Consider the following 15,105-nt stretch of genomic DNA (forward strand, 5'->3'; position numbering starts at 1 on the left):
AAACAATGAAGATCAAGCGCATCACTGTCTGGCAAAAAACCCTGCCCCTCTCAAAGCCCTATTGGCTGTCAGGTGGCCGCCTGAAATTTGAGGCGCTTGATTCAACAATTCTGCGGATTGAGACAGACACCGGGCTCTCTGGCTGGGGAGAGGGATGCCCCTGGGGTCACACCTATCTTCCCGCATTTGGCGGTGGCATCCGCGCAGGCCTTGAGCTCCTGGCACCTCAGCTTCTCGGCCAGCAGGCCACCGCAATAGACCGCCTCAACCAGATGATGGATGTTGTTCTCCCCGGACACCCTTACATCAAATCACCCATCGACATTGCCCTTTGGGATCTTCTCGGAAAGCACGCAGAACTGCCTGTCTACACGCTTCTCGGCGGGGCTGATGGCGACCATATCGATGTCAACAGCTCCATCTCCACCGGCACTCCGGATGAAATGGTCAGCCTGATTGAAGAGGCCCGCGCCAAAGGTTATCGCACTCATTCGGCAAAACTGGGCGGAGGCCACCCGCAAACCGATATCGACCGGATTGAAGCCATCGAGGCCGCTCTGCAGCCGGACGAGTTCGTCACCTATGATATCAACCGGGCCTGGACCCCGGCGGTCGCCATCGAAGTCATGAACAGCGCATCCGCTCGTGGCTGGTTTGAACAACCCTGCGAAACCTTCGACCAGTGTCGCCACGTTCGTCAGCACACCACGCAGCCGATCATGCTGGATGAATGCATGCACTCCCTGCAGGACCATCTGGACGGGTGGCGATATGGGGCCTGCGAAGGAGTCAAGGTCAAGCCCAACCGCCTGGGGGGATTGACGAAATCCCGACAGGTTCGCGATTTCTGCACCTCTGTCGGATGGCGGATGCATATTGAAGATGTTGGCGGCACAGTGCTGGCTGATACTGCTGCCATGCATCTCGCCCTTTCAACGAAGGCCGAAAATCGCCTCGCATCCTGGCTTGCCCATGCTCATCTGATAGACGATCCTGCACCAGATCAGGGCGCAAGAAACAGAGACGGCAAAGTCGTTCTGCCTGACAAGCCAGGCCTTGACGTCGAGCCTGATCTCGACTGGCTCGGGGAACCTGTCGCCGTTTATGGAGCTGTGTGATGCATCTGACCGCAATTGATCTCTATTCAGTTCCACTCACCAGCCTTGAAACCTACTATATGGCGGATGGCAAGACCTGTGATACGGTTGAAAGCATCGTCATACGGCTGACAACCGATACCGGTCTTGAAGGCTGGGGCGAGGTCTGCCCGATCCCCCATTACTTACCTGCCTATGCAAAAGGTGTTGCACCAGCCATCCAGGAGCTTGCTCCGATATTGATCGGATCAGATCCCGTAGGCCCGGATGCTCTGATGGCTCGTTGTGATGCCCATCTGCAAGGACATGTCTATGCCAAGTCGGCGCTCGACATGGCTTTGTGGGATCTCACCGCAAAAGCTGCAGGGTTGCCGCTTTACCGGTTACTCGGCGGACGGCGGGCGGAAGCCGCACCGCTTTATCATTCCATTACCTGCATTGCACCGGACCACATGGCAGCGATTGCCCGCACCGCTTACCAGCAGGGTATCCGCCAGTTTCAGGTCAAACTCGGCGCGTCTGGCGGCTGGAGTACAGATGTTGAACGTCTGAAAGCTGTGAGAGAAGCAGTCGGCCCAGGCCCCATTGTTTATGGAGACTGGAACTGCGGCTCCACAACATTCAACGCAATCCGGGTCGGACAGGCCGTCCGGGATGATGATATCATGCTGGAACAGCCGTGCAGGACCCTTGAAGAATGTGCAGAAGTCCGCAAAGTCACCGGCCTTGCCATGAAAATTGATGAATCCGGCCACGATACCAGCTCTCTTCTGAAAGCCCGATCACTTGGCTGCATGGATGTGGTCGCACTGAAACTATCCAAGTTCGGCGGCATCAGCGCTCTGCGCAGGGCTCGCGACCTCTGTACCGATTTTGGCGTTATGATGGTCATCGAAGACACCTGGGGGTCTGACATCACCACCGCAGCAATCGCCCATATGGCGGTGTCCACCGCCCCTCATCTGGTTCTCAACACATGCGATCTGTCCGGTTATGTCACCCCGCATATCGCATCAGATGGTCCACAGCGCGACAACGCCATGCTGAAACCGTCCGAGCGCCCCGGTCTTGGCATCACACCGGATACCGATGTACTGGGCACCCCAATCCTGTCCCTGTCCTGACGCTGACTGAAGGAGGTCCGCAATGGAACCCGCCAGCATCCACCCCCTCACCCACAATCAGGATCCCGCCTGGATTCAGGATATGCACGTGGACCACTACATCCAGAGTTGGTCTGTCCAGGGCAAGAAGCCCCGGGTCATTGCAGGCGCTGAAGGCAGTTGGTTCTGGGATACGGATGGCAAGCGCTTTCTCGATTTCCAGTCACAGCTGGTCAATATGAATCTCGGCCATCAGCATCCGGCCATCATTCAGGCAATCAAGGATCAGGCTGACAGGCTCTGTTATATCGGCCCGGCCATGGGCAATGACGCCCGCTCCGAGCTGGCGCATCTGATGGCAGAGGTAACACCGGGCAACCTGACCTCCACCTTCTTCACCACCGGAGGGGCCGCTGCCAACGAAAACGCCATGCGGCTGGCCAAACACTATACGGGCCGTCAGAAGATTGTCGCCCGCTATCGCTCCTATCATGGCGCGACCTCCGGCGCACTGAATGCGACAGGCGACCCCCGCCATCATCTGGGTGACAGCCTGCCGGGCATCATCCGCATGCTGGATGCTTATCCTTACAGACGCGAAAGTGACGGCAGCGGCTCGGACGCGCTCTATGCCGGGGGGCCGCATCTGGAAGAGCTTCTCATGTATGAGAACCCTAACACGGTCGCCGCTGTCATTCTTGAGACAATTGTCGGCACCAATGGCATTCTTGTGCCGCCGGATGGCTATCTCCGGTCTATTCGCGAGGTTTGCGACAAACACGGCATCCTGCTCATCCTCGATGAAGTGATGGCCGGGTTCGGACGCACCGGGAAATGGTTTGCCTGCGATCACTGGGATGTGGTGCCTGACATTCTGGTCACCGCCAAGGGCCTCAATTCCGGCTATGTACCGCTCGGGGCCATGACTGTTTCAGAACCGATTGCGAACTGGCTGAAATCTCATCAGTTCCCCGGTGGGCTGACCTATGCGGGTCACCCGCTGGCCTGTGCCACAGGTATTGCCTCTATCAAGGCCTATCGGGACGAGAATATTGTGGAACGAGCTTCAGAAAGCGGTGCTTATCTGTCCCAGAAACTCGCAACACTGGCCGAAAAACACCCCAGCATCGGTGAAATCCGTGGCAAGGGTCTGTTCCTTGGGCTTGAGTTGGTGAAAGACCGCAAGACGCGGGAACCCTATGTGCCATTCGCCGCCAAGGGCGACGCTGCAGCACCCATGACCGAATTGATGGGTTTTGCCATGAAAGAAGGTCTTTATCTCTCAAGCTTCTCCAATGTCATTCGCCTCACGCCACCTCTGAACATTTCCAGAGAGGATCTCGACTTTGCCGTCGACGTGCTGGACCGGATGCTGGATCTGGCGGACGCATATTATACGGGCTGACATCGGCTAACGCGTCATAGATAATGATCCCATGACTATCGGGCACTTTCTCTGGACGGACCTGTCCACCTATGACTTAGAGGCTGCGCAGGCTGATTATGCGCAGCTGTTCTCCTGGACCTTCCAACGCGATGGCGACTATGCCTTTGCGACCTTGAGGGGACAGGAGGTGGCCGCCCTCTTTCCCATGCCGCCACAGCTGGCAAAGATCAATATGCCATCCTTCTGGATGTCCTATGTTCACGTGGACGACCTGGAAGCGACAGTGGCAAAAGCCCGCCTGCATGATGGTGTCATCATTGAAGTGGAGCCCCAGGCCTTCAGCTCTGACGCGCGTATCGCTTTGGTGCGCGACCCGTCAGGAGCCGGTTTCACACTCTATGAGGGGCCGGATATCACACCACAGCTCCACGGCCCCGGCTCAGTGGAAGGCCGCTATCATCACGTCCCGAGCCTTGATCTTATCGAGCCGTTCTACAATGACCTGTTTGGCTGGACGTTCACCCGAAGCGCCGAACAGCCCTGGACAGTCCACGACATCAGACACCCGGATGGCTCTGTGATTGCACAGGTGGAGGAAGTACCGGAGACGATCAGAGGCAAATATCGCTATTGGATGCCATGCTTCACGGTACGCTCCACCGAGGAAACACTAACCCGACTCCGCGCACGTGATGGTGAGCTCTCAGTAGATCTGACAGACGGGCGCCTGCTCGTTACCGATCGCCAGGGAGCCCATTTTATGGTGCGACCAACAGGTCAATCGACACCAGACAAGGAAGAGAATGTCCGCCAGGCTGAGCCCGGGAAAACGGGTGACATAGCCTGGAAAGCCCTTATAGGCCTTGCCATTATCTGGCTCGCTGCACTCTTTGATCTGCAGTTCATCTGGGGGATTCTCTTTATTCTCTGGGCAAGACCGGCGCTTACATCCGGTTATATCGACCTTTTCGAACCGGTGGACAGGCAGGCCAGGCCCGTTCTCTATTGGGCGATTATGGGAACCTGGCTTTTCTTCGGCGTCTGGCTGATGCTCTCACCGCTGCTTGACACAATGATCAGCTCATCATCCTGATGAGAGACGCAAAGCCCTGGCAACACCGCATAACAAAACAGGCGGCCTCAAAAGGCCGCCTGTCTGCATTCATCATTCTTTGGCAGGCAATCCGCCCTTACAGGTCTTTTGGTGCCTTGTTCTTGATGCCAGGCCATTTGCTATCAGCCTTTGCACCATTACCGGCAACATCAGCGCTAAAGCCTTTCAGGGCAGCCGGATAGGAGTAAACAGACAGTCTGCCGTTGTCGACGCGGAACAGGCTTGGGTCGCCGTCAAGCTTCAGGCCGAGTGCGGCACCCATGCGGCAGAAACCGCCGTGCTGAGGCGCATATTTAGCCGGATCAGCTTTGAACTTTGCCAGGTTGTCTGCAGATGAGAAACGGTAGATCGCACCTTCATGCTCAGCAGAATATTTCTCGGAACCCAGAACCGGCTTGCCCACAGTGAAATAGGCGACAGGGTCATGGCTCTGAAGAGCAATCTTGGCTGCAGTGACATTCACCGGCGCAGTTGAGGTGATGTCATAAGCCAGAGCAGGAGCAGATGCGGTAAAGGCAACGGCGAGGCCCAGTGCAACAAGTGTCTTTTTCATGCTGTTATCTCCGTTTCAAGATCGTGGTTTCTTCGTTGGTTAAAAATCTGCGGTGAACATCTCAGCCCGGGCAGGCTATTTATCGTGCCTCGTAGTGAGATGTCCCGAATGACAAAGCCAAGGTAGGCATTGATGACCAATCGGTCAATAACTGCATGAACACGCTTTCGTGAATTGTTGATCGATTGGTCATAATCGGGTAAAAACAGCGATGAACGCGCGATGCCTCATCGTCTTGCGTTCATCCGGCAAACGTCGACTTCAAACAGAAAGCAACCATGGCACGCCCGTATTCATTTGATCCAGAAGCTGCACTCGATGCTGCCATGCATGTATTCTGGCGGGACGGCTATGACCTGGCGAGCCTGTCTGACCTGCAGAAGGCCATGGGTATTCAGCGCGGGTCTTTATATCAGGAGTTCGGCTCGAAAAAGCTGCTCTTTCTCAAAGCGTTTGAGCGATATGTCACACTGTTTGTCGACCCGGGTATCGCCATACTGTCCCAGTCGGACTGTTCCGGACAAGAACGCATCAGACGGTTTTTTGACATGGCACCTGCAGATGAGACACGCGGCTGCTTGCTCTGTTGTTCAGCAGCCGGTGCGGCCGGAACTGATAAGGATATACGTCAGGCCGTATCAGTTCAGCTGGACCGTTTAAGATCCGCCTTCGAGAAAGCACTGATCGAAGAAAACACGGATCCCGATGACCGTCGAGCCGAAGCCGCACGTCTCACACAATTATATATCGGCAAGCGCGTTGAAGCCCGGGCAATATAGTTTCAGGCCTGGCTCAAACACTCAATCAAAGAGTCTGGCTGGCACTATCCAAAGACTGGATAACCCTCCGAAAAGACACGGAACGACGCCATCATCAGAAGCAGGAAACCAACAAGCAGCATTGCGAGTGCCGAGAAAGCTTCAACGATAAGAAAACGGCGCATCTCCGGGCCACCCGGATGCCCGCAAAGCAGGTTTTCGACAACCCGTACGCGCCAGGCAAGAAAAGCAGAACAACCTGCAAAAACAATCGCCATGGCAATGTTTACAAGAACCAGGCCCGCCGCATTAAGAGCAAGACCAACAATCACAATGGCTGAAAGGGCCAACCACATCCCAGAGGCCCCATATCCAAGCATCTTCACCAAGCCCGCCAAAACTCCACCTGCACATCACGCGGTCTCCACATCACCCTTCAAAACGGCAGATTTTTGTCGCCAACGCCTCAACAGCAGAGCATTCTCGCGGAAGCACTCGGTGAAGACATAACGGCCAATCAGGTCCCAACTCCGAACCCCACGGGTTTGGAAGCTCGAACGAACGCCGCGCGGTCAGCGCGCCCCATCGGAGGCATGAGCGAAGCGAATTGTCGTGAGATTAGGCAAACAATGGCGGACCTCCCAGGAGATAATCCGAACCTTTTCGACAATTGCTTCAAGAAGCTTGAGAATTGGGAGGCGATTTTGAATACGCTGGATAAGTTTTCCGTGGAAGTGGAAGAAGAGTCACCCAGACCATTTCTTTGGCCTCACGGCAACTCCATCAAATCCACTAGATACCACGGCAAGAATTGCGTTGGCCTTGAATTCTGTTTGAATTCTATCGCCATTTGGATCTTGCCGGAGGACACATATATGCAGATGCTGCAACAAGCAGATTTAGATAAGACATATACATGAATAATTGCAGTAAATCGGGCATAGAAAGAGACGAGGTAACCGGTCATCTGTACATGGCAGCCGCGGCCTGTTTGTTGTTGATATTGATTTTAGTTGGTTGGTTGTTCACTGCCTTTAACGCCAAATACCGCAAATGCGTGACACTGGAAAATGGTTTGAACCTAGGATATGAGGCTGTTTTTGATCTGAGCCGATCTTATTTCAAACCGATAGCTGTTCCCAAATTTGTTGATGGGACTCCGCTTATAAGGGATGAAATGTGGGCAATATATATAACCAGTTCAACGGTCTATGGATGGGCTCTAGGACCGACAAGTCAGCAGGATTACTGGTATGCTTGGCGCGCAGACGTTGGACTAACACGAAAGAAGGATGATCCGTATCTCTATCAAAGGCTCGTTTCAGAATCAGGATCTGCCAACTGGGACATTGATGTTAGTAGTATCGGCACCGGTGCATTACTGAATGAACTGTTTGAACGGCCTGATTTCTCCAGTCATAAGTGTCAGACAAACTTGATTACATGGTAATCGACCATACATCTCTTGCCACGAGAGCTCTCACGTCATTCCATGATGGAGCTATTTTCCTATTCCAACATGAAGTGCTTATAATCTACCCAAATCGACAGTCATGAATGCTTAATATGAGCGATAAAGTGCGTGTTTAAAGGCTCCGAGCTCCGTACTCGCTTGGTGCGTCATAGCTCTAGAAAATGGCGGAGCATCACGGAGACATTTCGAACCCTGATGGTTCGCAAGGCCGACTGGCCGCCGACCGGTCAGGTCGCCCCCGCGGAGGCGTTGAGCAAAGCGAAACTGCCGTGAGCGAAACAATGGCGGAGAGACAGGGATTCGAACCCTGGGTACCCGTAAAGGCACAACGGTTTTCGAGACCGCCCCGTTCGACCACTCCGGCACCTCTCCACGGGTTGAATCGCGCGCGATCCAATGCTGGCGGGACATAACACAGGACTTTCCGAGTAGACAAGACGTTTCAGATGCGGCATGGGTGTTCGTCAGGTATTTTACTGACCATTCTGTGGAGCGTTTGAGAGTTGGATACACACAGCAATCTGCCCCTGTTCTTCTTTGGCACCATGAAAGACCCCGACATCTTCGAGATTGTTGTCGGTCAACCGCTGGACAGTTTCGCCAGGACAGAAGCCGTCTATCCAGGCCATGCGGTGTTGCGGGAGAAGCAGGAGGCATATCCTGTTCTCGCAGAACGGGATGGTGCCAACGCACCCGGGCTGCTGGTTTCAGGCCTCAATGAAACAGAAGTGGACCGCATCCAGTTCTTCGAGAGCATTGAGTATGACCTGCTGCCCATCTGTGTTGACTGCAATGGTGCGGAACAGGGCGCACGCTGCTTTATCGCCACCGAACTTCTGGCTTGCGAGGAACGGGCCTGGCAGATCGAAAACTGGCACACCACAGACAAGGACAGAGCTCTGATTGAAGCGGTTCTTTTGATGGATCTTTATGGTCGCATCCCCCGCGAGGAGGTTGAAGATCATTGGCCTGCTATTGTTGAAGAAGCAAATCGGCAAATAAACGCCAGAAAGAGCGCATCTTTCGCTTGACTTGGTAAGGTCTCAAACTATAGTGCACACGACTTGGCGTAGGTGGAATCCCTGCGCCTTATTGTGTTGGCCTCTCTGTTGGGGACGAGGTCATGTTCCACAAACAAACCGACTGAAAGAAGTTTGGCTCATTGAAGCCAGGCCAGAACACGGAAGGATAAAACGATGTTCGCAGTCATCAAAACCGGCGGCAAGCAGTACAATGTCGCTGAGAATGATGAATTGAAGATCGAGAAGATCGAAGGCAATGTCGGCGATACCGTCACATTCGACCAGGTTCTTCTCGTTGGTGGTGAAGGTGCTCCGGTTATCGGCGCTCCGGTTGTTGAAGGCGCAAGCGTTGCTGCCGAAATCGTCAACCAGGGTCGCGGCCGCAAGATCATCATCTTCAAAAAGCGCCGTCGGCAGAATTCACGTCGCCGCAACGGCCACCGCCAGTACCTGACCACAGTCAAGATCACCGAGATCCTGACCGATGGTAAGAAAACGAGCGCCAAGAAAGCCGCTCCGAAGAAAGAAGCAAAAGCAGAAGCTCCGGCCGACGCTGCCGCTCCGCTCTTCACCGCTCCGGAAGGTGACAAGGATGATCTGAAAAAGATCTCTGGCGTCGGCCCGGTTCTGGAAGGCAAACTGAACGCTCTCGGCATCACGAAGTTCGAACAGATCGTCAACTTCTCTGCCGATGATATCGCTAAGGTCGATGAAGTTCTGAACTTCAAAGGTCGTATTGAACGTGATGACTGGATCGCCCAGGCCAAAGAACTGGCCGGCAAGTAAGATCAAGAGACGAGGAGACTAAGTCATGGCTCATAAAAAGGCAGGCGGCTCATCCCGTAACGGTCGCGATTCAGCAGGCCGCCGTCTCGGCGTGAAAAAGTTCGGCGGCGAGCAGGTCGTAGCCGGCAACATCATCGTGCGCCAGCGCGGCACGAAGTGGCACCCAGGCTCCAATGTAGGCCTTGGTAAGGATCACACCATTTTTGCTACCACAAATGGCTCCGTGAAATTCCAGACCAAAGCCAACGGCCGCACCTATGTGTCCGTAATGCCAGTAGCGGAAGCCGCAGAATAAACGCCGGATAAATAAGTTTCACCGGCGTCTCATCGACCCGGGGAAATAAGGTGAAAACCGATTAGGGGAGATGGGACACCATCTCCCCTTTTTCGTGCCCGGGCGGGAGGAGGACGGATCAGACGGGCACGTACGAGGAGAAGACCCATGTGTGGATTGGATTGTGAAGATTTGCGGACCTCTGTGCTTGATCGCAACACCGACATTCTCGTGACCGCCCGTCTCGTGCTGGCACGCCCGACCCTTGAGGACGTGGCCGCCATTGCACAACTGGCCAACAATCCGCGCATTTCCAAGAACCTCTCCCGTATGCCCTATCCTTATCGCCAGGAGGATGCGGAGCGATGGATAAAACATCATCAGGATAATCCCGGTGAGGCCGCGTTCTGTATCAGACTGAAGGAAGACCAGACAGTCATTGGTGCAATCAGCGTCATACGCAGTGAGGATGGCGGCACGCCGGAGCTGGGTTACTGGCTTGGCGAGCCCTACTGGGATCAGGGTTTTGGTACAGAAGCGGCACATGCCATCATCGACCATGCCTTCGAAACAACAGAAATGGAGGCCCTCACCATCTGCTGCCGTGTCTCGAATGTGGCCTCACGCCGGGTCGTGGAGAAATGCGGTTTCCAGTATGCGGGGACGGGCATGATCAAGTCGCGGTTTTATACCGGCATGATTCCGGTCGACCGGTTCCGCCTCGACAGGAAGATCTGGCAGTCCCTAAAGGCCTGGGGCGCGCAGGGTGCCGCGTGATGAGAGAATTGAGGCGGAAGGGACTCCTTCCGCCTGCTTTTTGAGTTAAAACTTGCAAGACCGTGCTGCATCTCGCATATCAGGGTGCACCATTCGGGAAAACTCCCATAAGACCGGACAAAACAAATGAAATTTCTGGATCAGGCCAAGGTCTATATTCGCTCAGGTGATGGCGGTGGCGGCAGTGTCTCCTTCCGCCGTGAGAAATATATCGAGTATGGTGGTCCGGATGGCGGCGATGGCGGCCGCGGCGGCGATGTCTGGGTCGAATGCGTCCAGGGACTGAATACCCTTATCGATTATCGCTACAAGCAGCATTTCAAGGCCAAGACAGGCATGCACGGCATGGGCCGGAACCGCAATGGTGCCAAAGGCGATGATGTGGTGTTGAAAGTGCCCGTGGGCACCCAGATTCTCACAGAGAATGAGGACGTCGAAATCGCGGACATGACCGAAGTCGGACAGCGTGTCTGTCTCGCCAAGGGTGGCAATGGCGGCTTTGGCAATGCCCATTTCAAATCCTCGGTCAACCAGGCCCCGCGCCGTGCCAATCCCGGCCTCCAGGGCCAGGATATGTGGATCTGGCTGCGCCTGAAACTGATCGCGGATGCCGGTCTTGTTGGTCTCCCGAACGCGGGCAAATCCACCTTCCTCGCAGCAACGACCGCTGCCAAACCGAAGATCGCCGATTATCCCTTCACCACACTCCACCCTAATCTCGGTGTTGTCCGCGTGGATGCACGGGAATTCGTGCTGGCTGATATTCCCGGTCTCATCGAAGGAGCCCATGAAGGGGTTGGCATCGGCGACCGTTTCCTCGGCCATGTGGAGCGCTGCCGGGTCCTTTTGCATCTGGTTGATGCAACAGAAGCCGATGTGGCCGAAGCCTATCGCGTGGTTCGTCACGAGTTGCTGGAATATGGTGGAGGCCTTGAAGACAAGGACGAAATCATCGCCCTGACAAAGACGGATGCCGTTGAAGACGAAGACCTCCAGGAGAAGCGCAAGGCTATTCTGGACTCCACTGGCAGAATGCCGCTTCTTCTGTCATCCGCCACAGGGTCCGGCGTCACAGAAGCACTCCGGGCCATCATGTCAGCAATCGAGACTGACCGTCAGGCAGAGATTGAGGACAATCTCCCTGCATCAGATGACGGTGAATGGTCCCCCCTATGAAAACGCTGTCCGACTACCGCCGTATTGTCATCAAGATCGGCTCGGCACTGCTGGTGGACCGCGACAGCGGGCGTTTGCGTGACGCATGGCTGGCCGCTCTGGCAGATGACATTGAAGGGCTTGTCAGACAGGGCGCCCAGGTTCTGATTGTTTCATCCGGAGCTATCGCCCTTGGTCGCACAGTCATGCAGATGCCGAACCGCGCCTTGCGGCTGGATGAAAGCCAGGCTGCGGCAGCAATTGGCCAGATTGAGCTTGGACGGGCTTACTCGGAAATTCTCGGACGCCGCGACATAAAAGTTGGTCAGGTGCTCCTGACCCTTGGCGACACAGAGGAACGCCGCCGTTACCTCAACGCCCGCTCGACCATCAAGACCATGCTCGAACTGGGCGCAGTGCCGATTGTCAACGAGAATGACACGGTTGCCACCTCCGAAATCCGTTATGGAGACAATGATCGCCTGGCGGCCCGTGTTGCCACCATGATGGAAGCGGATTGCCTCATTCTGCTGTCAGATATTGATGGCATGTACACCGCTCCGCCAAACGACAATCCGGATGCGGAGTTCATTCCGGTTATCGACCGGATCACCCCCGAGATTGAAGCCATGGCTGGAGCAGCCGGATCGGAACTGTCACGCGGTGGTATGAAAACCAAGGTGGATGCGGGCAAGATTGCCACCAGCGCAGGCACCAGCATGGTCATTGCGTCGGGCAAGAGATACCATCCGGTAAAGGCCATTCAGGAGGGTGCGCGCTGCACCTGGTTTATCGCTCATGAGACCCCAGTCAATGCCCGCAAGGCATGGATTTCCGGCCATATCGAGAAACACGGAACCATCACAATTGACGATGGTGCCAGCCGCGCGCTCAAATCGGGCAAAAGTCTTCTTCCCGCCGGAATCCGAAAGGTGGAAGGGGCGTTTTCTCGGGGCGATGCCATTGGTATCAACGATCTGAACGGGCAGGAAATCGGGCTGGGCCTTGCCGCTTATGATCATGATGACGCCCGCCGGATTGCCGGTCGCAACAGCCGCGAGATAGAGGAAATTCTGGGATATGCAGGGCGCGCGGAGATGATTCATCGCGACGACCTCGTTCTCAGGGAAATGTAAGAACTGGATCTGGAGTAAAACGATGGCAGATGCTGCAGCACTGGAGCGTGACAACACGACCGACCTCATGCTGGATCTGGGCAAGCGCGCGCGCGCTGCAGCCCGGGTTCTCGCCATCGCGCCAACCGAACAGAAAAACCGGGCGCTGAAGGCAATGGCCGCGGCCATTCGCAATCAGGCCAGTGACATTCTGACAGCCAATGCCCGCGATGTGGACAGCATGACGGACAATGGTGTGTCCGCAGCCTTTATTGATCGCGGCACATTGAGCGACGAGCGTATCGAGGCGATGGCAAAGGGCCTTGACGATATTGCCGCACTGAATGATCCCGTAGGCGCGGTAACAGACGAATGGCAGCGCCCCAACGGCCTCAACATCCGCCGCGTCCGTACGCCTTTGGGCGTCATCGGCGTTATCTATGAGAGCCGCCCCAATGTAACGGCCGATGCTGGTGCACTCTGCCTTAAGGCAGGTAATGCGGTTATCCTGCGCGGTGGTTCGGATTCCTTTCATTCCTCAACCGCAATTCGTAACGCTCTGGCAGACGGCCTGAAGGATGCAGACCTGCCCGAAGACGCCATTCAGATGATCCCGACAACAGACCGTGCTGCTGTTGGCCTGATGCTTGGCGGCCTCAATGGCAATGTGGATGTAATCGTTCCCCGTGGCGGGCGCGGCCTGGTGGAGCGTGTCCAGACCGAGGCACGCGTGCCCGTTTTTGCTCATCTGGACGGCATCTGCCATGTCTACATTCACAAGGATGCGGACCTGGACATGGCACGGGACGTTCTGGTCAATGCCAAAATGCGCCGGACCGGCATCTGCGGTGCAGCCGAGACCCTTCTTGTGGACCGGGAGTGCGCAGAAACCCACCTCGAACCGCTCCTTTCAGCCCTGCAGCAGGCCGGGTGCACGATCAGGGGCGATCAGGATATCCAGTCCGCCGGAGAGAATATCGAAGCGGCCACGGAAGAGGACTGGGGCACGGAATATCTGGATTCCATCATCTCCGCCAAACTGGTGGATAATCTCGATGACGCCATCGATCATATTGGGCGTTATGGTTCAAGCCATACTGAATCGATCATCACCGGCAATCAGGCGGCAGCAGATGCCTTCCAGGCGCAGGTCGATTCAGCCATCGTCATGCACAATGCCTCAACCCAGTTTGCCGATGGCGGCGAATTCGGTATGGGTGCGGAAATCGGCATCGCCACCGGTCGCATGCATGCGCGCGGCCCGGTCGGTGTCGAGCAGCTGACGAGCTTCAAATATTGCGTGGATGGCTCCGGTCAGACAAGGCCATAGAAGCCTCGTCGGCCCATGAGCAACCCCTACCAGATCCCGCCCGCCCATGATGGGATGACCATCGGCCTGTATGGCGGCACCTTTGATCCGCCCCATGATGGACATCGTCATGTGGCTGAGACTGCACTCAGGCGGCTGGCCCTGGACAGCCTCTGGTGGATGGTGACACCGGGCAATCCTCTGAAAACACTGGATGGTCTCTGCCCACTGACGGAGCGGATCAGATCCGCCCGTCATCTGGCCGGGCAGAATCCAAAACTGATTGTCACCGCTCTTGAAGCCGGGTTTACAAGCCGCTTTACCGCTGAAACCATCGCAACACTGATCAAGAAATGCCCCCGTGCCCGATTTGTCTGGGTTATGGGCGCGGACAATCTGGCAACATTTCACAAATGGCAAGACTGGCAATCCATTGCCCGCCAGGTACCGATTGCCATTATTGATCGACCGGGCTCGACATTCTCTGCATTGTCCAGTAGAACAGCGCAAGCTCTTCGGGCGTATCGAAAGGCGGAAACCTCAGCGGCAAGACTGGCTGCTCAGCAAACTCCGGCCTGGACATTCCTCCATGATCGCAAGATTCCGATTTCTTCAACTGATATCAGAGACTTGCGAGGTGGTCGTAATACGTCTTGAAACAGTCATCATACTAGGCTTATCTTTAACCTGTTCTTTTGAACAACTGGGAATCGATTGATTTCCATGAACCATGGGGCCATGCCCCGCTTTGTGAAAGGCAAAAAACCTGACTATGGCAATGCCGAGTGAGGGTGCCGCGACAGACGGTGCTCCAGTGGAGATGCTCCGCACAGAAATCGATCCTGCGGACTGCCTCCGGATCGTCCTGGAAAGCCTGGAAGATTCCAAGGCCGAGGACACAGTTTCAATCGACATCCAGGGCAAATCAGCTCTTGGCGATTACATGATTGTCACATCGGGACGATCACATCGCCATGTGGGCGCGATTGCCGATCGTCTGCTGCGCGACCTGAAAGACAAGGGCCTTGGCTCCTGCAAGGTCGAGGGTCTGCAAAGCTGCGACTGGGTTCTGATCGATACAGGCGACCTGATCATTCACATTTTCAGACCGGAAGTCCGCGGATTTTACGGCATCGAGAAGATGTGGCAGATCGACGACAATTCTGACGCCTGACGGACAG

The 15,105-nt window shown here is 55.5% G+C and carries 17 protein-coding genes and 1 tRNA gene; 15 read left to right on the forward strand and 3 right to left on the reverse strand.

The features are described from left to right. Positions 1-5: 5 nt before the first annotated feature. The 4 genes from RA157_RS05915 to RA157_RS05930 are packed head-to-tail and all read left to right on the forward strand — an operon-like array spanning position 6 to position 4,680. Entirely contained in the window at positions 6-1,118 is a 1,113-nt protein-coding gene (locus RA157_RS05915; protein ID WP_350335545.1) for a mandelate racemase/muconate lactonizing enzyme family protein, read from the forward strand. Next, complete coding sequence (locus RA157_RS05920) at positions 1,118-2,221, forward strand: mandelate racemase/muconate lactonizing enzyme family protein (protein WP_350335546.1); 1,104 nt, start codon at positions 1,118-1,120, stop codon at positions 2,219-2,221. The genes RA157_RS05915 and RA157_RS05920 overlap by 1 nt, the downstream gene beginning before the upstream one ends. A gap of 22 nt (positions 2,222-2,243) precedes the next feature. Then, positions 2,244-3,605: an aminotransferase class III-fold pyridoxal phosphate-dependent enzyme gene (locus RA157_RS05925; RefSeq protein ID WP_350335547.1), complete on the forward strand. Its 1,362-nt coding sequence runs from the start codon at positions 2,244-2,246 to the stop codon at positions 3,603-3,605. A 31-nt stretch (positions 3,606-3,636) separates the two neighbouring features. Continuing rightward, complete coding sequence (locus RA157_RS05930) at positions 3,637-4,680, forward strand: VOC family protein (protein WP_350335548.1); 1,044 nt, start codon at positions 3,637-3,639, stop codon at positions 4,678-4,680. A gap of 97 nt (positions 4,681-4,777) precedes the next feature. Here RA157_RS05930 and RA157_RS05935 read toward each other — a convergent pair whose 3' ends face one another. Continuing rightward, a complete protein-coding gene (locus tag RA157_RS05935; RefSeq protein WP_350335549.1) occupies positions 4,778-5,254 on the reverse strand; it encodes a YHS domain-containing (seleno)protein in 477 nt (158 codons plus the stop codon). Between the two features lie 278 nt (positions 5,255-5,532). Here RA157_RS05935 and RA157_RS05940 point away from each other — a divergent pair, with 278 nt between their 5' ends. Then, on the forward strand, positions 5,533-6,033 hold the full coding sequence (locus RA157_RS05940) for a TetR/AcrR family transcriptional regulator (protein ID WP_350335550.1): 501 nt from the start codon (positions 5,533-5,535) through the stop codon (positions 6,031-6,033). 44 nt (positions 6,034-6,077) lie between these two features. Here the strand turns inward: RA157_RS05940 and RA157_RS05945 are convergent, their stop codons facing one another. Next, positions 6,078-6,368: a hypothetical protein gene (locus RA157_RS05945; RefSeq protein WP_350335551.1), complete on the reverse strand. Its 291-nt coding sequence runs from the start codon at positions 6,366-6,368 to the stop codon at positions 6,078-6,080. Positions 6,369-6,985: 617 nt separating this feature from the next. Between RA157_RS05945 and RA157_RS05950 the strand changes: the two genes are divergently transcribed. Further along, complete coding sequence (locus RA157_RS05950) at positions 6,986-7,462, forward strand: hypothetical protein (RefSeq protein WP_350335552.1); 477 nt, start codon at positions 6,986-6,988, stop codon at positions 7,460-7,462. 306 nt (positions 7,463-7,768) lie between these two features. Here RA157_RS05950 and RA157_RS05955 read toward each other — a convergent pair. Continuing rightward, a tRNA-Ser gene (locus tag RA157_RS05955) sits at positions 7,769-7,858 on the reverse strand. 131 nt (positions 7,859-7,989) lie between these two features. Between RA157_RS05955 and RA157_RS05960 the strand changes: the two genes are divergently transcribed. The 9 genes from RA157_RS05960 to rsfS all read left to right on the forward strand — a co-directional run bounded on the left by RA157_RS05960 (position 7,990) and on the right by rsfS (position 15,098). Continuing rightward, a complete protein-coding gene (locus RA157_RS05960; RefSeq protein WP_350335553.1) occupies positions 7,990-8,517 on the forward strand; it encodes a gamma-glutamylcyclotransferase in 528 nt (175 codons plus the stop codon). A gap of 165 nt (positions 8,518-8,682) precedes the next feature. Continuing rightward, positions 8,683-9,294 (forward strand): 50S ribosomal protein L21, encoded by a 612-nt coding sequence (locus RA157_RS05965; RefSeq protein WP_350335554.1) that lies wholly within the window; start codon positions 8,683-8,685, stop codon positions 9,292-9,294. A 25-nt stretch (positions 9,295-9,319) separates the two neighbouring features. Then, entirely contained in the window at positions 9,320-9,589 is a 270-nt protein-coding gene (gene rpmA, locus RA157_RS05970) for a 50S ribosomal protein L27 (protein ID WP_350335555.1), read from the forward strand. Positions 9,590-9,736: 147 nt separating this feature from the next. After that, the gene (locus RA157_RS05975) at positions 9,737-10,345 is read left to right on the forward strand and encodes a GNAT family N-acetyltransferase (RefSeq protein WP_350335556.1); all 609 of its coding nucleotides are present in this window, start codon (positions 9,737-9,739) and stop codon (positions 10,343-10,345) included. A gap of 126 nt (positions 10,346-10,471) precedes the next feature. Next, complete coding sequence (obgE, locus tag RA157_RS05980; protein WP_350335557.1) at positions 10,472-11,521, forward strand: GTPase ObgE; 1,050 nt, start codon at positions 10,472-10,474, stop codon at positions 11,519-11,521. Continuing rightward, a complete protein-coding gene (gene proB / locus RA157_RS05985) occupies positions 11,518-12,636 on the forward strand; it encodes a glutamate 5-kinase (RefSeq protein ID WP_350335558.1) in 1,119 nt (372 codons plus the stop codon). The genes obgE and proB overlap by 4 nt, the downstream gene beginning before the upstream one ends. A 22-nt stretch (positions 12,637-12,658) precedes the next feature. After that, the gene (locus RA157_RS05990; protein WP_350335559.1) at positions 12,659-13,945 is read left to right on the forward strand and encodes a glutamate-5-semialdehyde dehydrogenase; all 1,287 of its coding nucleotides are present in this window, start codon (positions 12,659-12,661) and stop codon (positions 13,943-13,945) included. Between the two features lie 15 nt (positions 13,946-13,960). After that, the gene (locus RA157_RS05995; protein ID WP_350335560.1) at positions 13,961-14,581 is read left to right on the forward strand and encodes a nicotinate-nucleotide adenylyltransferase; all 621 of its coding nucleotides are present in this window, start codon (positions 13,961-13,963) and stop codon (positions 14,579-14,581) included. A 163-nt stretch (positions 14,582-14,744) separates the two neighbouring features. Next, positions 14,745-15,098, forward strand: a complete 354-nt coding sequence (rsfS, locus tag RA157_RS06000) for a ribosome silencing factor (protein ID WP_434058490.1) — start codon at positions 14,745-14,747, stop codon at positions 15,096-15,098. The last annotated feature ends 7 nt before the right edge of the window (positions 15,099-15,105 follow it).

This window comes from Coralliovum pocilloporae (genome assembly GCF_030845175.1).
Lineage (GTDB): Bacteria > Pseudomonadota > Alphaproteobacteria > Rhizobiales > Cohaesibacteraceae > Coralliovum > Coralliovum pocilloporae.

Excerpts from the sequence above, each read along its gene's own strand:
- RA157_RS05975 (WP_350335556.1), top strand. The coding sequence starts at position 9,737 with ATGTGTGGATTGGATTGTGAAGATTTGCGGACCTCTGTGCTTGATCGC.
- RA157_RS05940 (WP_350335550.1), top strand. The coding sequence starts at position 5,533 with ATGGCACGCCCGTATTCATTTGATCCAGAAGCTGCACTCGATGCTGCC.
- proB (WP_350335558.1), top strand. The coding sequence starts at position 11,518 with ATGAAAACGCTGTCCGACTACCGCCGTATTGTCATCAAGATCGGCTCG.
- obgE (WP_350335557.1), top strand. The coding sequence starts at position 10,472 with ATGAAATTTCTGGATCAGGCCAAGGTCTATATTCGCTCAGGTGATGGC.
- rpmA (WP_350335555.1), top strand. The coding sequence starts at position 9,320 with ATGGCTCATAAAAAGGCAGGCGGCTCATCCCGTAACGGTCGCGATTCA.
- RA157_RS05915 (WP_350335545.1), top strand. The coding sequence starts at position 6 with ATGAAGATCAAGCGCATCACTGTCTGGCAAAAAACCCTGCCCCTCTCA.
- RA157_RS05965 (WP_350335554.1), top strand. The coding sequence starts at position 8,683 with ATGTTCGCAGTCATCAAAACCGGCGGCAAGCAGTACAATGTCGCTGAG.
- RA157_RS05995 (WP_350335560.1), top strand. The coding sequence starts at position 13,961 with ATGAGCAACCCCTACCAGATCCCGCCCGCCCATGATGGGATGACCATC.
- RA157_RS05925 (WP_350335547.1), top strand. The coding sequence starts at position 2,244 with ATGGAACCCGCCAGCATCCACCCCCTCACCCACAATCAGGATCCCGCC.
- RA157_RS05950 (WP_350335552.1), top strand. The coding sequence starts at position 6,986 with ATGGCAGCCGCGGCCTGTTTGTTGTTGATATTGATTTTAGTTGGTTGG.
- rsfS (WP_434058490.1), top strand. The coding sequence starts at position 14,745 with ATGCTCCGCACAGAAATCGATCCTGCGGACTGCCTCCGGATCGTCCTG.
- RA157_RS05930 (WP_350335548.1), top strand. The coding sequence starts at position 3,637 with ATGACTATCGGGCACTTTCTCTGGACGGACCTGTCCACCTATGACTTA.
- RA157_RS05935 (WP_350335549.1), bottom strand. The coding sequence starts at position 5,254 with ATGAAAAAGACACTTGTTGCACTGGGCCTCGCCGTTGCCTTTACCGCA.
- RA157_RS05920 (WP_350335546.1), top strand. The coding sequence starts at position 1,118 with ATGCATCTGACCGCAATTGATCTCTATTCAGTTCCACTCACCAGCCTT.
- RA157_RS05945 (WP_350335551.1), bottom strand. The coding sequence starts at position 6,368 with ATGTGGTTGGCCCTTTCAGCCATTGTGATTGTTGGTCTTGCTCTTAAT.
- RA157_RS05990 (WP_350335559.1), top strand. The coding sequence starts at position 12,659 with ATGGCAGATGCTGCAGCACTGGAGCGTGACAACACGACCGACCTCATG.